Source organism: Mesorhizobium sp. M0663, from assembly GCF_040320585.1.
Lineage (GTDB): Bacteria > Pseudomonadota > Alphaproteobacteria > Rhizobiales > Rhizobiaceae > Mesorhizobium.
In genome coordinates, this window is record NZ_JAMYPX010000002.1 from 22,979 (window position 1) to 41,731 (window position 18,753).

The 18,753-nt window shown below is 61.2% G+C and carries 17 protein-coding genes and 3 pseudogenes; 16 read left to right on the forward strand and 4 right to left on the reverse strand.

The window, feature by feature from the left end; translation table 11 throughout:
- Window positions 1–3 precede the first annotated feature (3 nt).
- From NKI54_RS03400 to NKI54_RS03435, 8 genes and pseudogenes are all read left to right on the forward strand, one after another.
- The gene (locus tag NKI54_RS03400; protein ID WP_352690711.1) at window positions 4–1,152 is read left to right on the forward strand and encodes a dihydrodipicolinate synthase family protein; all 1,149 of its coding nucleotides are present in this window, start codon (window positions 4–6) and stop codon (window positions 1,150–1,152) included.
- A gap of 3 nt (window positions 1,153–1,155) precedes the next feature.
- Window positions 1,156–2,013 (forward strand): sugar phosphate isomerase/epimerase family protein, encoded by an 858-nt coding sequence (locus tag NKI54_RS03405; RefSeq protein WP_352690713.1) that lies wholly within the window; start codon window positions 1,156–1,158, stop codon window positions 2,011–2,013.
- 19 nt (window positions 2,014–2,032) lie between these two features.
- Window positions 2,033–2,797: an electron transfer flavoprotein subunit beta/FixA family protein gene (locus tag NKI54_RS03410; RefSeq protein WP_352496365.1), complete on the forward strand. Its 765-nt coding sequence runs from the start codon at window positions 2,033–2,035 to the stop codon at window positions 2,795–2,797.
- 22 nt (window positions 2,798–2,819) lie between these two features.
- Window positions 2,820–3,752 (forward strand): electron transfer flavoprotein subunit alpha/FixB family protein, encoded by a 933-nt coding sequence (locus tag NKI54_RS03415; protein ID WP_352496366.1) that lies wholly within the window; start codon window positions 2,820–2,822, stop codon window positions 3,750–3,752.
- A 16-nt stretch (window positions 3,753–3,768) separates the two neighbouring features.
- Window positions 3,769–4,247 (forward strand): annotated as a pseudogene (locus NKI54_RS03420) (NAD(P)/FAD-dependent oxidoreductase); the annotation flags it as partial.
- A 723-nt stretch (window positions 4,248–4,970) separates the two neighbouring features.
- Window positions 4,971–6,113, forward strand: a complete 1,143-nt coding sequence (gene wecB / locus NKI54_RS03425) for a non-hydrolyzing UDP-N-acetylglucosamine 2-epimerase (protein ID WP_352690714.1) — start codon at window positions 4,971–4,973, stop codon at window positions 6,111–6,113.
- 543 nt (window positions 6,114–6,656) lie between these two features.
- Window positions 6,657–6,968: a hypothetical protein gene (locus tag NKI54_RS03430; RefSeq protein ID WP_352690715.1), complete on the forward strand. Its 312-nt coding sequence runs from the start codon at window positions 6,657–6,659 to the stop codon at window positions 6,966–6,968.
- Between the two features lie 182 nt (window positions 6,969–7,150).
- Window positions 7,151–7,969, forward strand: a complete 819-nt coding sequence (locus NKI54_RS03435) for an aldo/keto reductase (RefSeq protein WP_352578190.1) — start codon at window positions 7,151–7,153, stop codon at window positions 7,967–7,969.
- A 117-nt stretch (window positions 7,970–8,086) separates the two neighbouring features.
- Here NKI54_RS03435 and NKI54_RS03440 read toward each other — a convergent pair.
- Window positions 8,087–8,314: pseudogene (locus NKI54_RS03440) on the reverse strand (DDE-type integrase/transposase/recombinase); the annotation flags it as partial.
- A gap of 651 nt (window positions 8,315–8,965) precedes the next feature.
- Here NKI54_RS03440 and NKI54_RS03445 point away from each other — a divergent pair.
- A pseudogene (locus NKI54_RS03445) lies at window positions 8,966–9,847 on the forward strand (ISNCY family transposase); the annotation flags it as partial.
- 193 nt (window positions 9,848–10,040) lie between these two features.
- Here NKI54_RS03445 and NKI54_RS03450 read toward each other — a convergent pair.
- Complete coding sequence (locus NKI54_RS03450) at window positions 10,041–10,547, reverse strand: flavin reductase family protein (RefSeq protein ID WP_352690717.1); 507 nt, start codon at window positions 10,545–10,547, stop codon at window positions 10,041–10,043.
- A 27-nt stretch (window positions 10,548–10,574) separates the two neighbouring features.
- Window positions 10,575–10,853 (reverse strand): hypothetical protein, encoded by a 279-nt coding sequence (locus NKI54_RS03455; protein ID WP_352690718.1) that lies wholly within the window; start codon window positions 10,851–10,853, stop codon window positions 10,575–10,577.
- Window positions 10,854–10,914: 61 nt separating this feature from the next.
- Here NKI54_RS03455 and NKI54_RS03460 point away from each other — a divergent pair, with 61 nt between their 5' ends.
- Both NKI54_RS03460 and NKI54_RS03465 read left to right on the forward strand, forming a co-directional pair.
- The gene (locus NKI54_RS03460; RefSeq protein WP_352690720.1) at window positions 10,915–11,109 is read left to right on the forward strand and encodes a hypothetical protein; all 195 of its coding nucleotides are present in this window, start codon (window positions 10,915–10,917) and stop codon (window positions 11,107–11,109) included.
- Between the two features lie 330 nt (window positions 11,110–11,439).
- A complete protein-coding gene (locus NKI54_RS03465; protein ID WP_352641434.1) occupies window positions 11,440–13,470 on the forward strand; it encodes a conjugal transfer protein TraG in 2,031 nt (676 codons plus the stop codon).
- A gap of 102 nt (window positions 13,471–13,572) precedes the next feature.
- On the opposite strand, the gene NKI54_RS03470 is transcribed toward NKI54_RS03465, so the two are convergent.
- Window positions 13,573–13,944, reverse strand: a complete 372-nt coding sequence (locus NKI54_RS03470) for a hypothetical protein (RefSeq protein ID WP_352622096.1) — start codon at window positions 13,942–13,944, stop codon at window positions 13,573–13,575.
- A gap of 56 nt (window positions 13,945–14,000) precedes the next feature.
- Between NKI54_RS03470 and trbB the strand changes: the two genes are divergently transcribed.
- The 5 genes from trbB to trbJ are packed head-to-tail and all read left to right on the forward strand — an operon-like array spanning window position 14,001 to window position 18,727.
- A complete protein-coding gene (trbB, locus tag NKI54_RS03475) occupies window positions 14,001–14,969 on the forward strand; it encodes a P-type conjugative transfer ATPase TrbB (protein ID WP_352690722.1) in 969 nt (322 codons plus the stop codon).
- A gap of 11 nt (window positions 14,970–14,980) precedes the next feature.
- The gene (locus NKI54_RS03480) at window positions 14,981–15,289 is read left to right on the forward strand and encodes a TrbC/VirB2 family type IV secretion system protein (protein ID WP_352622092.1); all 309 of its coding nucleotides are present in this window, start codon (window positions 14,981–14,983) and stop codon (window positions 15,287–15,289) included.
- Window positions 15,289–15,561, forward strand: coding sequence for a VirB3 family type IV secretion system protein (locus tag NKI54_RS03485; RefSeq protein ID WP_352578197.1), 273 nt, complete (start codon window positions 15,289–15,291; stop codon window positions 15,559–15,561). Before NKI54_RS03480 ends, NKI54_RS03485 begins: the two co-directional genes overlap by 1 nt.
- Window positions 15,555–18,005 carry a conjugal transfer protein TrbE gene (trbE, locus tag NKI54_RS03490; protein WP_352690724.1) on the forward strand — a complete coding sequence of 817 codons (2,451 nt, stop codon included), beginning with the start codon at window positions 15,555–15,557 and terminating at the stop codon, window positions 18,003–18,005. Before NKI54_RS03485 ends, trbE begins: the two co-directional genes overlap by 7 nt.
- A complete protein-coding gene (gene trbJ / locus NKI54_RS03495) occupies window positions 18,002–18,727 on the forward strand; it encodes a P-type conjugative transfer protein TrbJ (RefSeq protein ID WP_352690725.1) in 726 nt (241 codons plus the stop codon). The genes trbE and trbJ overlap by 4 nt, the downstream gene beginning before the upstream one ends.
- The last annotated feature ends 26 nt before the right edge of the window (window positions 18,728–18,753 follow it).

Below are 18,753 nucleotides of genomic sequence, written 5' to 3' on the forward strand. Positions count from 1 at the left end.
TTCATGAAAATCGCCCTTCCCGATACCGCTGGCCGCCTTGCGCACTATGCCCTGACCGGAAAGCCAATCGCCGCCGCCACGCTTGGCAGGAACCCGGCGCGAACAGTCTACTCGGCCGCCCACGTCGTCGCCGATCCCTTCACTGCGAACGATCCGTCGGGTCGCGCTACGGTCGACTGGGCCAAGACGATGGAGTTTCGCCGCTATCTCGCCGGCCTCGGCCTCGGCATTGCCGAGGCGATGGATACGGCGCAGCGCGGCATGGGTCTCGACTGGCCGGGCGCACTGGAGCTGATCCGCCGCACCCGCGAGGAACTCCCGGATGCGGTGGTCGCCAATGGCTGCGGCACGGATCATCTCGACCCCGCGGCAGTGGCGGGTCTGGACGATGTGCGCCGGGCCTATCTGGAACAGGCGGAAGCCATTCAGAAGCTCGGCGGCCGCCTCATCCTCATGGCCTCCCGTGCTCTGGTGCGCGTCGCAAAAAAGCCGGAAGACTACGTCAAGATCTATTCCGATGTGCTCGCCGCCTGCGACCAGCCGGTGATCCTGCATTGGCTCGGCGATATGTTTGATCCGCAGCTTGCCGTCTATTGGGGCGACGCGGCGTTTGACCCCGCCATGCAGACGGCGCTCGCCGTCATCGAACCGAACACGGCCAAGGTTGACGGCATCAAGATCTCCCTTCTCGACAAGGAAAAGGAGGCCGTCATGCGCCGTCGTCTGCCCGCCGGCGTGAAAATGTATACGGGCGACGACTTCAACTATCCGGAACTCATCGAAGGTGACAGCGAGGGCTTTTCGCACGCCCTTCTCGGCATCTTCGACCCGCTCGCGCCGGCCGCCGCCTATGCGGTGGAGCGGCTGGGCGACGGCGACAAGGCGGGCTTCCGTGCAACGCTCGACCCGACCGTGCCGCTCGCTCGCCTGATCTTCCGCGCGCCCACCCAATACTACAAGACCGGCGTCGTCTTCCTCGCCTGGCTGAACGGCTTCCAGGATCACTTCGTGATGCTGAACGGCGCCCAGGCGATGCGGCCGCTGCCGTATTTCGTCGAGGTGTTCCGTCAGGCGGACCAGTGCGGCCTGCTGCGCGATCCCAACCGCGCCGTCGAGCGCATGAAGAAGTTGCTCGCTGTTTACGGGGCGTAGGCGATGCGCGATTTCTCGACGGACCATTTGGCGCTCGCGCTCAACACCGCCAGCCTCGGACACAACTTGGATGGCCACGGTGCAGGCTGGTCACCGGAGCGGGTGATTGATGCGTGTGCTGCCCGTCGTTTCGGCTCGATCGTCTTCTGGCGCCGCGAAGTCGGTGCGCGGGCGAACGAGATTGGCGAGCGGGTGCGCTCGGCAGGCCTTTCCGTCGCCGGACTTTGCCGCACACCGTTCCTTGTCGGTAGCGAAGCGATCGACAGGACAGCGGTTCTCGATGAGGCGAGGGCGTCCATCGATATGGCTGCCGGTCTGGGTGCCACTGTGCTGACGATTGTGGTGGGCGGCGTACATCCCGGCACCAAGGGCACTGCCGAGAGCTTGAAGATTGTCGCTGAACGTGTTGCCGACCTCGCACTCTATGCGGCGGACCGCAATGTCAAGCTGGCGCTGGAACCTCTCAATCCCGTCTACGCCGGGAACCGCTCCTGCCTGACGACCGTGCGTGACGCTGTCGATATCTGCGAGGCGGTTGATGCGCCGAACCTTGGCATTGCCGTTGACGTCTACCATGTCTGGTGGGACTGCGATCTTGACACCCAGTTGCAGCGCGCCGGCAAGGACAGGATTTTGGGCTATCACCTTTGCGATTGGCTTGCCGACACGCGCGACGTGCTGCTGGACCGCGGTATGATGGGCGACGGTGTTGCCGATCTCAAGACGATCCGCGCGAGTGTCGAAGGCACCGGCTACACCGGTCCCTGCGAGGTCGAGATTTTCTCCGCTAACAATTGGTGGAAGCGTGATCCCGGCGAGGTGCTTGACGTCATGGTCGAACGTTTCCACGCCCTCTGCTGACGAATTTTGGAGTCGAGCCATGAAGATCTTGGTCCCAGTCAAGCGCGTTGTTGATTACAACGTAAAGATCCGCGTGAAGGCGGATGGCTCCGGTGTCGAGCTTACGAATGTCAAGATGTCGATGAACCCGTTTGACGAGATTTCGGTTGAGGAAGCGCTACGCCTCAGGGAAGCCGGCAAGGCTGAGGAAGTGGTTGTGGTGTCGATCGGTCCTGCGAAAGCCGAAGAGACGCTGCGCACCGCGCTCGCCATGGGCGCCGATCGCGCCTTGCTGGTCGAGACGGACGACGCCGTCGAGCCGCTCGCCGTCGCCAAGATCCTCAAGGGTGTCACCGAGGCCGAACAGCCCGGCCTCGTCATCGTCGGCAAGCAGGCGATCGACGACGACAGCAGCCAGACCGGCCAGATGCTCTCGGCCCTTCTTGGTTGGGCGCAGGCGACGTTTGCTTCCAAGGTCGAGATCGACGACGGCAAGGCGCCAGAGGGCACAGCCAGGGTGACGCGCGAAGTCGACGGTGGTCTCCAGACGATCGACGTGAAGCTTCCGGCCGTCGTTACGACCGACCTTCGCCTCAACGAGCCGCGTTATGCGTCGCTGCCGAACATCATGAAGGCCAAAAAAAAGCCGCTCGACAAGAAGACGCCGGTCGACTTCGGCGTCGACACCGCCCCGCGCCTCAAGGTGCTGAAGACCCAGGAACCGTTCGGCCGCAAGGCAGGCGTCAAGGTTAAGTCGGTCGCCGAACTGGTTGAAAAGCTCAAGACCGAAGCCGGCGTGCTCTAAGGTGGGAAAGGGAGACTAAACCATGGCCATTCTTCTTCTGGCAGATCACGACAATGAAACCCTTTCCGACCAGACCGCAAAGGCGCTGACGGCCGCGTCGAAGATCGGTTCCGACGTGCATGTGCTCGTCGCCGGCTCCGGCGTCAAGGCTGCGGCCGATGCGGCTGCAAAACTCTCCGGCGTTTCCAAGGTGCTGCTTGCCGACGACGCCAGTCTTGCCAACAATCTCGCAGAACCGCTGGCGGCGCTCATCGTGTCGATCGCCGGCAATTACGATGCGGTCGTCTCGGCCGCGACCTCGGTCGGCAAAAACATCCTGCCGCGCGTTGCTGCGCTGCTCGATGTCGCGCAGATCTCGGAAATCGTCGAGGTCGTCTCTGCCGACACGTTCAAACGGCCGATCTATGCCGGCAATGCCATCCAGGTGGTGCAGTCGACTGACGCCAAGAAGGTGATCACCGTACGCACGGCGTCCTTTTCCCATGCCTCCCAAGGCCCATCTGCTGTCGTCGAGGAAATCTCGACGGCAGCCTTTTCTTCAGAGCTTTCGACCTTTGTGTCGAACGCACTTTCGACCTCGGACCGACCGGAGCTGACCTCGGCGAAGATCATCATCTCCGGCGGTCGGGCGCTCGGCTCGTCGGAGAAATTCAAAGAAGTCATCCTTCCCGTTGCGGACAAGCTTGGCGCCGCCGTCGGTGCGTCGCGTGCGGCCGTCGATGCTGGCTATGCACCCAACGACTGGCAGGTCGGCCAGACCGGCAAGGTGGTCGCCCCGGACCTTTACATCGCCTGCGGCATCTCCGGGGCCATCCAGCATCTGGCCGGCATGAAGGATTCGAAGGTCATCGTCGCGATCAATAAGGACGAGGAGGCGCCTATTTTCCAAGTTGCCGACTACGGTCTCGTTGCGGATCTCTTCGAGGCCCTGCCGGAACTCGAAAAGGCGCTTTGAGGACTTAGCTGCTTCGATGACGATCGAACTCTCCGAACGCGAGAGCATGGAATTCGACGTCGTGATCGTCGGCGCGGGGCCTGCGGGCCTGTCGGCCGCGATCCGGTTGAAGCAGGTCAATCCTGATCTCACCCTCCTCGTGCTGGAAAAGGGCTCGGAAGTCGGCGCCCATATCCTGTCGGGCGCCGTTGTCGATCCCATCGGCATCGACCGCCTGCTGCCTGACTGGTGCGTGGACGATAGCCATCCGTTCAAGACCACGGTGACGGACGACCATTTCCGCTGCTCGGCCCGGCCGGCTCGATCCGCCTGCCGAACTTCGCCATGCCGCCCTTGATGAACAATCATGGCAACTACATCGTATCGCTCGGCAATGTCTGTCGCTGACTGGCGACCAAGGCGGAAGAGCTCGGCGTCGAGATCTATCCCGGCTTTGCCGCAACCGAAGTGCTCTACAACGACGAGGGCGCGGTGATCGGTGTCGCCACCGGCGACCAGCACGGAAAGATGGTTAGTCCTCTGTTGCGATAGACCATCATCGGGTTACCTCGTTCCGAGAGTTCCCATTCTATCAGCCCGAAATCCCCTTCGCTTTTCGACCGAAAAGCCAATCCAGAACCCCACAGCCATTCTCCGCCAATCACTGCCGGGACTGTGGTGGGCGATCAGGGAAAGAGTGAAGAGTCAGCGACGCTTTGAGGGGCGGTCCAACGCCAACGTGGACCAACGCGGCCAATTTTTTCTTCGTTGCACCAGATCCGCGCCTTCTGTCGGCCTTGTCGGGTCCGTGACACTCAGTCTCTTTGTCGGATCCGTCACACACAGTCTTGTTTAGCCGATCCTTTGTCTTTGGCTAAATAGCTGTAAAGCAACCACAAAGTTTTTTCTTCAGCTCGATCAGCCAAATTGGCACGAGTTTTGTGTCTCTTCGTTGAGGAGTGGCGGCAGCAACTGCCGACCAGCATTGATGGCGCGGTTAGCCGCGATGGATGAAACAAGAAGGAGATCTGCGTCAGACGGCATTCTGTGGGAAGGGCGCATCGCCGTCCACCAGAAAGCGACGCTCGCATTCCAGTCGACCTCGGCTAGAGGATTCTCGTTGTCCGCTGTGATTGGCCAACACGTGGTTCGCTTAGGCCCTGATGGATGGCCCCCCTATGCAAGTCCTTGGCAACTGCGGTCGCCGGCGACCCCTCAGATTCTTCTGGAGAGACGATCATGTCCAAAGTGGCATTCATTTTCGGTACTCGTCCTGAGGCGATTAAATGCGCCCCAGTCATCAACGCTATGAAGCTCGACCGCAGGTTCGAGCCACTCGTTGTTTCCACGGGGCAGCATCGCGAGATGCTTGATATCACTTTACCGGAATTCGGTATTCGACCGGACATCGAACTAAACGTCATGCAACCTCGCCAGACCTTGTCGCAGGTCACACATCGAATACTGGAAAAGCTCTCCGTGCAAATGGAACAATGGGGAATGGACGCGGTGATCGTTCATGGCGATACCGCGAGCACCCTGGCAGGCGCCCTGGCCGCCTTCCAGCACCGTATCCCCATCATCCATCTCGAGGCGGGCTTACGCAGCGGCAACATTGCATCACCATATCCAGAGGAGGCCAATCGGCGCCTCGTTGCCCAGATAACGGATCTCCACCTGGCGCCGACCATCCGGAGCAGCGAGAACCTTATCCGCGAAGGTGCCCGTGAGGATCGTATCACGGTCACCGGCAACACGGTCGTCGATGCACTTCATTGGGCGGCCGAAAATGCTCCCGCCTTCGCCGAGCCCGCACTTGCCGACCTCAAGAACGATACGCGGCGAATCGTGGTCGCCTCAGCACATCGACGGGAGTCGTGGGGTGCACCGATGCACGAGATCGCAAGAGCTCTGGTGCAGCTATCATCCCAGGAGAACGTGCGTGTCATCATCCCATTGCACAAGAACCTGGCAGTGCGCGAAGTCATGTTGCCCTATCTGAGCAACCAGGCGAATATTACGGTGGTGGATCCGCTACCGTACCGGAATTTCTGCAGCCTTATGCTGCGCTCGGACATCATCATCTCGGACAGCAGCGGCGCAGAGGAAGAAGGCCCTTCACTCGGCAAACCGACGCTTGTTTTAAGGGACATCACCGAGCGGCCGGAGGCTGTCGAAGCTGGCACAGCGCGCCTTGTGGGCCGCAGCACCGCCCGCATCGTGAGTGAAGCGACCCGACTGCTGCGCGATCCGGACGAATATTCACGAATGGCCCGGCCCGTGGACGCCTACGGCGATGGAAAGGCGACAACTCGGGTTATCGATGCAATCGCGAGATATTTCGCTGCACAGACGGCACGCGAGGCGCGGCTGGCCAGCTGATGGGCACCAGATGTCAGCGGCGTGGCGCGCACCGATCTTTGGATTTCGCTGCGATCCACGCCCTCCCACGAACACCACCATGTCCCTGTCGGACGGACCGGACCGGGCGACGATGGCAAGAGAGGAAGCTCATGGCTAGGCGTAACAACCGGCGAGATCTCAATTTCTCCAACGCTGTGGTTGACGCCGAACTGATTGAGGGCGCTTCGTCATTCGCACTTCACGGGCGCAATATCGTCTTCAACATCGGTGATACCGTCGTTGAGATCGCTGGTAAGCCTCGGCAAACAATCCAGCCATTTTCATCGACCACGCTCATCGACGCGGTCATCGAGAACGCACAGGCAATGATTGTGATCCGTGTTCTCGAGACAGTAGGCGCCAGGGCGAGCACTCTAGGGTGGCCGCGATATGCGGAGACGATCACCGACCCGACCGCGGAAATTCTCGGACTGCCGCTCTACCGCTCATCGCAGGACGACCTTATAAATTCGTCTGAGCGGTGCAGCGGCAATGCTTGCCGGGAACCCGGAGACCGACGGCATGACTTTTGCCGCGAAAGCCAATCTTTGGTTTGCTCCGGAAGCGACGGACTGCCTGATCCACAATCTGCATCCATTCATCGAGACCCATGTGCAGATCATGGGAGTGGGACGGATGCAGAAGTTTCAGACGCAGCAGCGGGAAACACTGACCGAAGAAATCCTGATGGCTCCGGGCTTCGCCCAGCCATTCTTCGATTGCACAAGCGATAGTATTGGCGGGTTTCTCTACCCATGGCATCAGTATTACGCGGATACGGATTGCATGTGGCTAGCTTTGGAGCTTCATCCGTTCGCTGGATCGCATGATTGACGTCGGCTCCATCCACAACGGAGGTTGACCACTGCATTATGAAAGGACGTCAGTCGGAGAATGGCCGTGGCAGAGAGGAAGGTGATCCAGTCGATCGATCGCGCCGTGGTTTGGGACAGCATCCATCTATAGCAGCTCAATGTGCACACGGTTCGCTACGGCGCCTGGGAAAGGAAAGGAAAATGTCGATCTGCTTTCGGCCGGGACATGAACGTTCGTTTGGAACATATCCGCTCAAGGGCGAGGATTTGGAGAAGGCATTTGCCGCTGCGTACGAGGTCGGCTATCGATCATTCGACACAGCTCAACTGTACGGAAACGAGGCCGACTTGGGCGCGGCCATCCGCCAGGCTAACGTCTCGACAGACGACCTTCTCATCACCACGAAAGTGCATCCCGAGAACTACACCGAGGAACAGTTCCTGAAATCGGTGGAGGCGAGTCTGAACGCTCTTGGCGTGTCGAAGGTCGCCCTTCTGCTCCTTCATTGGCCGGATCCGTCCGGGGACAATCGCAAGTCTCTCGCCCTACTTCAGGACGCGAAGCGTAAGGGAATCGCGACCGAGATCGGCGTCTCTAATTTCACGGCCTCAATGATGCGGGACGCGCAATCATTCACCAATGGCGAAATCGCGATCAACCAGGTTGAATTCCACCCGCTTCTCGATCAGTCAATTCTGCTCGACATGTCCTTTCAGACGGGCGTTCCGCTGGCTTCGTTCTCTTCGGTCGCGAGGGGGGAGGTTTTCAAATATCCGCAATTTGGCCAGATCGGCATAGCCTACGGAAAGTCGGCTGCGCAGGTGGTGTTGAGATGGATTCTGCAGAAAGGCGTCGCCGTCAATACAATGTCAACCAAGCCGGAAAACATGCGGTCGAACTTCGACGTCATGGATTTCGTTCTATCTAGCGTCGACATGAAGCGGATCGACGCTCTCACATGCACGAACTTCAGGTGCGTGGACAAGAACAAGGTGCCGTGGACGCCGGAATGGGATTGACCGATTGCATGAGTATGCCATGAGCAACCGCTCGCTGCTTCCTGTCTCTCTGCAAAATCTCCCTGCTCGGTCCCAAAGTTTTTTCTGCGTCATGAAGGTGGTCGAGACCGGCCGCTGTCATGCCGCCAGCATGGCGAACTGCTCGGCCAGGGAGGGATTTGGATTGAATGCGTACTTGCCTGTCGCTTGCGCATCATGTGAAGCATTTCGATCCCGGACAGGATGATGCTGGCGGTGGCCGGCGACTTGAAGGCCAGCATCGGCCGCACACGGCGATTGAATGCGCCGATGGTCCTGCTCGATCCTGTTGTTCAAGTATCGACTTTTCCTGATCGTGATCGGTTTCAGCCAGCGTACTGGGCACCACCGACAAGGGCTGATCAATGACTGTTCGCCGGGCCGGGCAATGTCGGCGAAACCATCAAGTCCGGCGACGGCAAGGTGCTTGGCCATTCCGACGTGGCAACTCTGGTCGCGGCCATGGTTGGTTTGGATCCGGCAACGTCGCCCACGGGGATCCGGCATCCAACCCAATGATGCGCGGTTTGGCGACGCCTAGCAGGTTGGAACCATCGCTGCGGCAATGCAGCAGTCCTGGATGGCTAATGAAAACAAGTCCAAGATGCCGGAGGCGCGCTTACACCGCACCACCGGGGTCTTCGCCGGAGCCAAATGCAGAAAAATCCAGGCGCGTGCTGAAACATCGTGAGGAATTCGATTTGGATTATGTCAGCTGATAAAACGATCCGAATTCAAATTCGATCGATCAATCAGCGCCCTTCGCCGGGGGGCTGTCGGTCCGCATCGCGCCTGACGGTATGCCGGTGCTCCTACGGCCGCCCTGTTGGCGAGGGCTTTCGGGTCATCGCGCTGTCACGCTTCGGCTATCCGCCTTCCCCCTCATGCTCAGCCCTACTCGATGCGGTGGACGCCCCCCCAACGGCATCGCGATGTGCTGTCGTTTCCGACTCTGACACCCGCATCATCAATGGCATTCGCGACTTCGCTTTGGAGCTGATCCGCGAACACTATGTCGACTTCGGTCCAACGCTTGCCCACGAAGAGTGATCGAGCGGCATCAAATCGCCGTCAGCAGAGACGCTGCGCAAATGGATGACGGAGGCCGGGATCTGGACATCGGGCCGTGAACGCAAGCGCCGCGTGCACCAGCCGCGCGGACGGCGCGACTGTCTCGGCGAGATTGTGCAGATCGACGGCTCGCATCACTGGTGGTTCGAGAATCGTGGCCCCAAATGCGCCATGCTCGTCTTCATAGACGACGCGACCGGCAAGCTGCTGCATCTGCGCTTTGCGGGGTCGGAGAACACGTGCGACTATTTTCATGCCGCAAGGCGCTGGGGCAAGCCGCTTTCTTTCTACAGGGACAAGCATGGCGTCTTCCGGACGACACATGTTCGGAGAAGGATAGAAGCAGTGGCCTGACGCAGTTCGGCCGGGCTCTCTACGAGCTCAACATCCGAATAATCTGCGCCAACTCCCCACAGGCAAAAGGTCGTGTTAAGCGCCCATCAGACGCTGCAGGACCGGCTTATGAAGGAACTGCGCCTTCGCGGCATCAACACCATCGAGGCGGCCAACGCCTTTGCGCCGGCATTCATGGCGGACTTTAACGCACGTTTTCGCAAAGAACCACGCAACCCGAAGGACATGCGCCGCCCCGATCACCAGAATCTGGTCGGCGCCATGTGCCGCAAGGAGGTCCGCACGCTGTCTCAGGCCCTGACACTGCGCTACGACAAGGTGCTGTTCATTCTCGATCCGACCGATACCGCGAGGCGACTTGCCCGCAAAAAGGTCGTCGTCTGCGACTACCCCGATGGTCGCCTCGAGGTCATGCACGACGGCATTGCCCTGCCTCCTGTCCCGCCATCCCGATGTCTGCCTGGATACGAACTGAGTGGCCGGATCGTGAACTCGGTGGACGAAGGTTTCGACCTTGCCCTTCGCGCGATGGGGCGCCGTGGCCCAGTGCCAGGCTGATGGCGCTTTACATCGCTTCGCGCGGTTTAGCTTAATCAAGCTGTTTGGAAAGGAGCCGAACCCAACAAGCTCACGATGATCCGTATGCGCCGTGATGATAGATCAGCGCCGGGCCTGCCTCTCCGCTCACCACCTGCCGGACGCTGCCGAGGATCAGCGCGTGGCTGTGGCGAATAATCGTGTCCTCGACCGTACAGTCGACCGCGGCGAGCGCGCTGTCGAGTGCCAATGCGCCGCTTGTAAGGCTAGACCAGCGGGCTCCCTCGTAACGCGCCGCCCCCCTCAGGTCACCGCGTCCGGCGAAACGGTCGGCAATCGCCATCTGGTCGGCACGCAGCACATTCACGCAGAAATGCCCATGCCGGCTGATGGCTGCCCAGGTAGACGAGTTCAGGTTGATGCTCACAACCATCACCTCTGGTTCGACCGATAGGGAATGGGCGGTAGTAACGGTTGCGCCCGTCCGTTCGTCGCCAACACCTGCGGTCACCACGGAGACAGCTCCGGCCAAGTGTCGCATCGCAAATTTCAGGGGAATCCGGTTTTCCACTGGGGGAACGCGTTCGGTCAGTGTCATCTGGATAGCCTTATCGTGTTTGCAGCTTCATGACACCTTGTGGCGCAACGCCGTTTGATATCCAAGCCATTCGTCGATTTCAGCGGCGATGCGCTCGGCATGCGCGGTGACTTCGGGAATTCCCATCAATTCGCCAACGCTGCCGCGCGCCAGTGGCCCGCTGACGAAAATGCTGTCGGTCGGGCGCCCGGATGTGCCGACCGCACGGCCTTGACTGTCGGTCTCCAAAGCAAGACCAATCGGGTCGAGCCCGGACCAATCCCATCCGCTCGAGCGCCGCAATCGCTGTGTTGGTCCGCAAGACATCGGCGTGCGCCGGTCCGGTCGTCACGATCACACTGTCGAAAGCATCGACAACGAGGCTGCGTTGGCCACGCAGCCGCTGCCGCACGCGAATGCATCCGTCTGCCTGTTCGGCGCCGACAATCGATGCGGCGCGATAGGCAAGCCTGCCCTCGGCAACGCGGCGATCGAGCACGGCCGCGATCTGTGGCGCGATGCGGAAGCGATGCACATCCCACAGCGCACGAAGATGACGCACCACGCGGCGCTGCTCGGCTAGCGGCAAGGCCTGCCAGATGGCCTGTCCCCGACGCCGGACGGCATCAAGCACCGGGTGCCAGTCCCCTGACGCTTGGCATCATCGTGGCCCGGATGCGCCTTCCTCACCACACACAGCCTTCTTCAATGTGCCCCGCGCAGATGCCAACATTTCTGCAACCAAACCGCGTACCTGGCACGCCGATAGGTTGCTGCGGCGGATTTTCGCTGTTCGCAGCTGAACAATACCTATCAACCTTGTCATCGCACCTAGTCGCACGTAGAGGCCGTTCGAATTCTCATCGCTCCGCGCGATGTTTGGTCCGTCTGCCCAGAAGAGCGGAGCAAGCCATTGACACCCACGAAGTTGCTGATTGGGCAGATCGCTGTCGTATTCGCAATTGTCATTCTTGGCGTGTGGACTGCAACCCAATGGTGCGCCCACATGCTCTCCTATCAGCCGCCACTCGGCGCGCCATGGTTTGTCGCGGCGGCCTGGCCGGTCTACAAGCCGTGGAAACTGTTCGAATGGTGGTTTCAATTCGACGCCTATGCGCCTGAGGTTTTCGACAAGGCCGGCATGCTTGCTGGAGCCAGTGGGTTCCTAGGCTGTGCCGCCGCGATAGCTGGCTCCCTCTGGCGCGCGCGGCAGCGCGGATTGGTCACCACCTATGGTTCCTCACGGTGGGCCGCGACTCGGGAGATCGAGAAGGCAGGGCTGTTTCAGCCGGCCGGCGTTTTGCTTGGCGAACTGAAGGATCGCTATCTGCGCCATGACGGACCGGAACACGTCATGGCCTTTGCGCCGACACGTTCGGGCAAGGGCGTCGGACTCGTTGTTCCAACCCTTCTTTCCTGGACCGGCTCGGCCGTCATTCACGACATCAAAGGCGAGAACTGGCAGCTGACCTCCGGCTGGCGGTCGAAGTTCTCGTACTCCCTTTTGTTCAATCCCACCGATCCGAGATCGGCGCGGTACAACCCGCTGCTGGAAGTGCGCAAAGGTCCAGATGAGGTCCGCGACGTTCAGAACATCGCAGACATTCTCGTCGATCCGGAAGGCGCGCTGGAGCGGCGGAACCATTGGGAGAAGACCAGTCATTCACTCCTAGTTGGCGCCATCTTGCACGTGCTCTACGCCGAAGAGGAAAAGACGCTTGCCCGCGTCGCCACCTTCCTGTCGAACCCACAACGCTCATTTGTCGCGACACTGCAGCAGATGATGATGACCAACCACCTCGGCGCGGCGGACAAGCCTGAGGCCCATCCCGTTGTGGCGTCGGCGGCCCGTGAGGTGCTGAACAAATCAGAGAACGAGCGTTCAGGCGTTCTCTCGACCGCCATGTCGTTTCTCGGGCTCTATCGTGATCCAACCGTGGCCGCGGCAACATCGGCCTGCGACTGGCGCATTGCCGACCTTGTGGATGCCGAGCGACCGATGTCGCTCTATCTGGTCGTGCCGCCGTCGGATATCTCGCGCACCAAGCCACTGGTGCGATTGGTGCTCAATCAAATCGGCCGGCGGCTGACCGAGCGGCTGGAGGGCGATGCAAAGAAGAGCCGCAAGCATCAGCTCCTGATGATGCTGGATGAATTCCCGGCGCTCGGTCGGCTCGACTTCTTCGAGACTGCGCTCGCCTTCATGGCAGGCTACGGCATCCGCGCTTATCTGATCGCGCAATCGTTGAACCAAATCTCCAAGGCCTATGGCGAGAACAACGCCATTCTCGACAATTGCCATGTGCGGATTGCCTTTTCCTCCAATGACGAGCGCACGGCCAAGCGTATCTCGGACGCGCTCGGTACGGCGACGGAGCTCAGATCCATGCGCAACTATGCCGGCCATCGGCTGGCGCCCTGGCTTTCGCACGTCATGGTGAGCCGCCAGGAAACCGCACGGCCGTTGCTGACGCCGGGCGAGGTGATGCAGCTGCCGCAGGAAGACGAATTGATACTGGTTTCGGGGTTGCCGCCGATCCGCGCGAAGAAACTGCGCTATTACCAGGATCAGAATTTCACCGAACGGGTGCTGCCTTCGCCGGCGCTACGCGAGGGTCCCTACGCGGACTCCCCTGCGTCACGCCCGGACGATTGGGTCGGACAGGTGCGCGGCGTTGACCGCCGTCTTGCTGCCGAGGGCGACAGCACCGGCGCAGCAATCGAAGAGGACGGCGGTCTCCAGCAGCAGCGTCATCCAGGTCTGCCCGAAGACCATCCCCTCCTTGCCCAAGAGCCTGATCAGGAGGATTTGCTCAAGCCTGCTGACGATGATAGCGAGGCGGCTGCCGACCAACGCGTGATGGACCGGATTTCCACCGCAGCACGTGCGTACGGCCTCAACGAGGGAATGGGCGACGACAAGGACATCGTGCCCGGCTTCTGAACGGCGCTCAAAGGCAGAGCGCATCTCAGCGTAGATAACGGCCATAAGCAATTTGGGGTGTCTGGCCGATGCTTGTTCCTGCCGCTGGCGCGTCAGCGTCGGTCAGTTGGAACGAGCTTCATGAAGCCCCACCGCATTCGCCACCAGTTTCTGCTCGAACTCGAGTTGAGCAAGAGGCTGGATAAACTTAGTCGTGATCCCTCGGCCACCAAATCCGCGATCGTGGCAAAGGCGGTCGAGGCCTTCATCGAGCGGCGCGGTGAGAACGAGCTCGATCAGCGCTACGGTGTGAGGCTCGACCGTCTTTCCCGCGACCTCGGCCATGTCAGGCGCGATGTCGAGGTGATCCTGGAGAGCTTGGCGCTCTTCATCCGCTTTTCGATCACGCTTCATGCGCACACGCCGGTCCCGGACAGGGCGACGCAGGCGATTGCCCAGGAGCGTTTCGACAAATTTGTCGAACAGGTCGGCCACCAGCTCGCTTCTGGGAAACGGTCTCTTGGCAAAGACAATCGTGGGGGAGGGGAAGGATGAGTTCTCATCCAGAAGCCGAGCATCGCCGCCGCGCCATGCTGCGCACCGCCATGGGCCCGGCGATCACCGAAGCCCTTGCCGATCCGACCGTCATTGAGGTGATGGTCAATCCCGACGGTGCGCTGTGGCTCGACCGGTTGGGTGAAGGCCGGGGCGATACCAGCGTGCATATGCACCCGTCCGAGGCGGAACGCATCATTCGCCTGGTCGCGTCACACGTGCGCGACGAGGCGCATGCGGACAATCCGATTGTCAGTGCCGAACTTCCGTCGGGCGAGCGCTTTGAGGGTCTGCTGCCGCCGGTCGTGCTGGCGCCATGCTTCGCCATCCGAAAGCCTGCGGCAAAACTCTACACGTTGGCCGACTATGTCGCCGATGGCATCATGCTGCAGGTGCAGGCCGATGCCCTGAGGAAGGCGGTGCGCGAGCGGCGCAACATCCTGGTCGCCGGCGGCACGTCGTCGGGCAAGACAACACTTGCCAATGCGCTGCTGGCACAAGTCGCCGATTGCGACGAGCGGGTGATCCTGATCGAGGACACGCGCGAACTGCAATGCGCGGCGAAGGATTGCGTTGCCTTGAGGACGAGGCGGGGGTCGGTCACGCTCGCCGATCTCCTGCGCTCGACGCTGCGGCTCAGACCCGACCGCATCATCGTGGGCGAAGTCAGGGGCGCGGAGGCCCTGGACATGCTGAAGGCATGGAACACCGGGCATCCCGGCGGCATCGCCACGGTTCACGCCAATTCGGCGCGCTCCGCCCTCTACCGGATCGAGCAACTCGCCCAGGAAGCCGTCGTCACCGTTCCCCGCCGTCTCATAGCCGATGCCATCGATCTAATCGTGTTCATCGCCGGGCGCGGATCCTCGCGCCGCATCGACGCGATCGCCGAGGTCACCGGTCTCGACGGCAGCGGCGATTACGTCGTCGCCCCGCTCACGCTTTCGCAACTCCAGCAGCTTTGAAAGGTCACCTCATGCGCAAGAAGCTTCGCTTTCTTTCGTTCACCGCGCTCGCGTTTCTTATTACGGCCCCAGCTTACGCAGCGGGCTCCGGCATGCCATGGGAACAGCCGCTGCAGCAGATCCTGGAATCGGTGCAGGGACCGGTCGCCAAGATTGTCGCGGTGATCATCATCATCACCACCGGCCTGACGCTCGCCTTCGGCGACACGGCAGGCGGTTTCCGCCGGCTTATCCAGATCGTCTTCGGCCTGTCGATCGCCTTCGCGGCATCGAGCTTCTTTCTCTCCTTCTTCTCCTTCGGCGGCGGGGCACTCGTCTGATGGCCACCGGAGAGCAGCATATCGCAGGCTTCGAGGTTCCCGTTCACAGGGCATTGACCGAGCCGATCCTGCTGGGCGGCGCACCGCGAGCGGTGGCGATCCTCAATGGCACGGTGGCCGCGGCAATAGGCCTTGGCCTGCAGCAGTGGATTGCCGGGCTGGTGCTCTGGATCGCCGGCCACACGCTCGCGGTCTTTGCCGCTCGCCGCGATCCGGACTTCGCCGGCGTGCTTGTCCGTCATCTTCGCCTGAAGGGGTGGCTTGCATGCTGAACCTTTCGGAGTATCGCGGTAAGGCCGATCGGCTTGCCGATCATCTGCCTTGGGCCGCACTGGTCGCTCCGGGCATCGTTCTCAACAAGGACGGCAGCTTTCAACGGACCTTCCGGTTCCGCGGCCCCGATCTGGAAAGCGCGACGGAAGCCGAACTTGTCGGCATCTGCGCGCGGGCAAACAATGCGCTGAGAAGGCTTGGCTCCGGCTGGGCATTGTTCTTCGGAGCCGAGCGCGTCGAAGCGCTGGGCTATCCGAATTCGCGTTTTCCCGACGCGGCTTCATGGCTGGTCGATGAAGAACGGCGTGCGGCCTTCGAGGGCAAGGTCGAGCACTTCGAGAGCCGCGATTACCTGAGCTTGCTATTTATGCCGCCGCCAGACGCCCAAGCGCGGGCGGAAAGCGCACTCGTCGACTTTCGTCATTCCCAGGGCGTAAGAGACTGGCGCCAGGAACTGGCGCGATTTCGTGATGAGACCGACCGCGTCCTGGATCTCCTGTCGGGCTTTATGCCCGAAGTGCGCGCTCTCGATGATGCCGAGACGCTGACTTACCTACACGGCACAATCTCGCCCCGCCGCCATCCTGTCACCGTCCCGGAGACGCCGATATATCTCGATGGCGTGCTGGTCGATGCACCGCTCACCGGCGGCTTGGAGCCGATGCTAGGTGAGCAGCATCTGCGTACCCTTACCATTCTCGGCTTCCCGAGCCTCACCCGGCCCGGAATCTTGGATCCCCTTAACAATCAAGATTTCGCCTATCGCTGGATGACGCGCTTCATCCCGCTCGACAAGACGGAAGCCACCAAGACACTGACCCGGTTGCGGCGGCAGTGGTTTGCCAAGCGCAAATCGATCGTCGCGATCCTACGCGAAGTTGTGACCAACGAACCGGTCCCGCTCGTCGACAGCGATGCCGACAACAAGGCGCTCGACGCCGACGAAGCACTTCAGGCGTTGGGCGGCGATCATGTCGGCTTCGGCTATCTCACCACTACCGTGACGGTATGGGACGAGGATCGCCAAGCCGCCGCGGAGAAACTTCGCGCGGTCGAGCGCATCGTCAACGGACTCGGCTTCACCACAATCCGTGAAAGCGTCAATGCGGTCGAGGCGTGGCTCGGCTCGTTGCCCGGCCATGTCTATGCCAACATTCGCCAGCCGCTCATTCATACATTGAACCTTGCCCATCTCATGCCGCTATCGTCGGTTTGGGCCGGTCCGGCGACAAACGAGCATCTCGCGAAAGTCACCCGGATGGAGGCACCGTCGCTTCTTGTTGCCGAGACCAGCGGGTCGACCCCGTTTCGGCTTTCCACCCATGTCGACGATGTCGGTCACATGCTGATCGTCGGTCCAACTGGTGCCGGCAAGTCGGTTCTGCTTGCCCTCATCGCTCTGCAGTTCCGCCGCTATGCCGGCGCACAGGTTTATGTCTTCGACAAGGGCAACTCGGCCCGCGCGGCGACACTCGCCACGGGTGGAGAGCACCATGCGCTTGGTGCGGACGGTGCGCTTGCCTTCCAACCGCTGCGCAATGTCAACGACCAGGCTGTCCGCAGCTGGGCAGCCGAATGGATCGCCGGCCTCATCGCCCATGAGAATGTCACCGTCACGCCGGAGGTGAAGGAGGCGATCTGGTCGGCCCTCACCAGCCTTGCCACCGCGCCGGCGCAGGAACGCACGCTCACTGGGTTGTCGGTCCTGCTTCAGTCCAATGCGCTGAAATCCGCGTTGATGCCGTACACGCTCGATGGCCCGTTCGGGCGTCTGCTCGACGCCGATGACGATCGGCTGGCCTTGTCGGATGTGCAGTGCTTCGAGACCGAAGAGCTGATGCACAGCCAAGGCGCTGTGCTGCCGGTGCTCACCTATCTCTTCCATCGTCTCGAGGAGCGGTTCGACGGACGGCCGACGCTGCTGATGCTCGACGAGGCGTGGGTCTATCTCGACAACCCTCTCTTTGCCGCCCGCATCCGTGAATGGCTGAAGGTGCTGCGAAAGAAGAACGTGTCGGTCATCTTCGCCACGCAGTCGCTGGCTGACATTGCTGGCTCAACAATCGCGCCGGCGATTATCGAGAGCTGCCCCCAGCGCATTTTTCTTCCCAATGACCGTGCCGTGGAACCGCAGGCGCGGGTGGCCTATGAGCGATTTGGTCTGAACGAGCGGCAGATAGAACTGGTCGCCCGGGCGACGCCGAAGAGGCAATACTATCTGCAGTCGCGTCGCGGCAACCGGCTCTTCGAGCTCGGGCTCGGCCCGATCACGCTTGCGCTTTGCGGAGCCTCCGACCCGGCCACGCAGACCCTGATCGACAGGGTCCTGTCGGAGCACGGACAGGACAGCTTTGCCGCCCGGTTCCTGGGTGCGCGCGGCCTCGATTGGGCTGCCGAGCTTCTCCAGCAATTCCCTCAACCAGACAAGGAGCAATCGTCATGATGCGGCGCCGCCTTCTCACCAGCCTGATCACCGTTTCCCTAATCGCAAAACCGATGGCCGACTACGTCCAGCCGGCCCACGCCCTAATCGTGTTCGATCCGTCGAATTATGCGCAGAACGTGCTGACAGCGGCACGTTCCCTGGAGCAGATAAACAACCAGATCCAGTCGCTTCAGAACCAGGCGACCATGCTGCAGAACATGGCGCGCAACCTTCAGCACCTGGATTTCTCTTCCGTGGGCCAGCTCACAGGTTCGCTCCAACGGATCGACGGCCTGATGACCCAGGCCAGCGGCCTGAGCTTCGATCTCGACAAGCTTCAGAACCAGTGGCGTGTGCAATATCCGGAAAGCTACGACGCCACAATCGAGGTCAGCGATGTGGCGAGCGCCGCGCGCGAGCGCTGGCAAAACGCCATGCAGGCGTTCCGCCAAACCATGAGCGCGCAGTCGCAGATCGTGGAGAACGTGCGGGGCGACGGCGACCTGCTTACCGACCTAGTCAACCGCAGTCAGGGCGCGGCAGGTGCCCTTGAGGCAAGCCAGGCCACCAATCAGCTGATCGCGCTTTCGACCAAGCAGCAGATGCAGATCCAGACGCTGCTCGCGACCCAGTTCCGGGCTGAAGCCGAAGATGCTGCCCGCAAGGCGCAGTCCGAGGAAGCCGCCCGCGAGACGACGAAGCGTTTCCTGGGCACCGGTACGGCCTATCCCGGCAACTGATCAGCAGTTCTTCAAGACAACGAGGA

What these genes read in the sequence shown, in the direction of transcription:
- trbJ (WP_352690725.1), top strand. Translation starts at nt 18,002, where the DNA reads ATGATGCGGCGCCGCCTTCTCACCAGCCTGATCACCGTTTCCCTAATC.
- NKI54_RS03480 (WP_352622092.1), top strand. Translation starts at nt 14,981, where the DNA reads ATGCGCAAGAAGCTTCGCTTTCTTTCGTTCACCGCGCTCGCGTTTCTT.
- trbB (WP_352690722.1), top strand. Translation starts at nt 14,001, where the DNA reads ATGAGTTCTCATCCAGAAGCCGAGCATCGCCGCCGCGCCATGCTGCGC.
- NKI54_RS03450 (WP_352690717.1), bottom strand. Translation starts at nt 10,547, where the DNA reads ATGACACTGACCGAACGCGTTCCCCCAGTGGAAAACCGGATTCCCCTG.
- NKI54_RS03400 (WP_352690711.1), top strand. Translation starts at nt 4, where the DNA reads ATGAAAATCGCCCTTCCCGATACCGCTGGCCGCCTTGCGCACTATGCC.
- NKI54_RS03405 (WP_352690713.1), top strand. Translation starts at nt 1,156, where the DNA reads ATGCGCGATTTCTCGACGGACCATTTGGCGCTCGCGCTCAACACCGCC.
- trbE (WP_352690724.1), top strand. Translation starts at nt 15,555, where the DNA reads ATGCTGAACCTTTCGGAGTATCGCGGTAAGGCCGATCGGCTTGCCGAT.
- wecB (WP_352690714.1), top strand. Translation starts at nt 4,971, where the DNA reads ATGTCCAAAGTGGCATTCATTTTCGGTACTCGTCCTGAGGCGATTAAA.
- NKI54_RS03410 (WP_352496365.1), top strand. Translation starts at nt 2,033, where the DNA reads ATGAAGATCTTGGTCCCAGTCAAGCGCGTTGTTGATTACAACGTAAAG.
- NKI54_RS03435 (WP_352578190.1), top strand. Translation starts at nt 7,151, where the DNA reads ATGTCGATCTGCTTTCGGCCGGGACATGAACGTTCGTTTGGAACATAT.
- NKI54_RS03455 (WP_352690718.1), bottom strand. Translation starts at nt 10,853, where the DNA reads ATGTCTTGCGGACCAACACAGCGATTGCGGCGCTCGAGCGGATGGGAT.
- NKI54_RS03415 (WP_352496366.1), top strand. Translation starts at nt 2,820, where the DNA reads ATGGCCATTCTTCTTCTGGCAGATCACGACAATGAAACCCTTTCCGAC.
- NKI54_RS03485 (WP_352578197.1), top strand. Translation starts at nt 15,289, where the DNA reads ATGGCCACCGGAGAGCAGCATATCGCAGGCTTCGAGGTTCCCGTTCAC.
- NKI54_RS03430 (WP_352690715.1), top strand. Translation starts at nt 6,657, where the DNA reads ATGACTTTTGCCGCGAAAGCCAATCTTTGGTTTGCTCCGGAAGCGACG.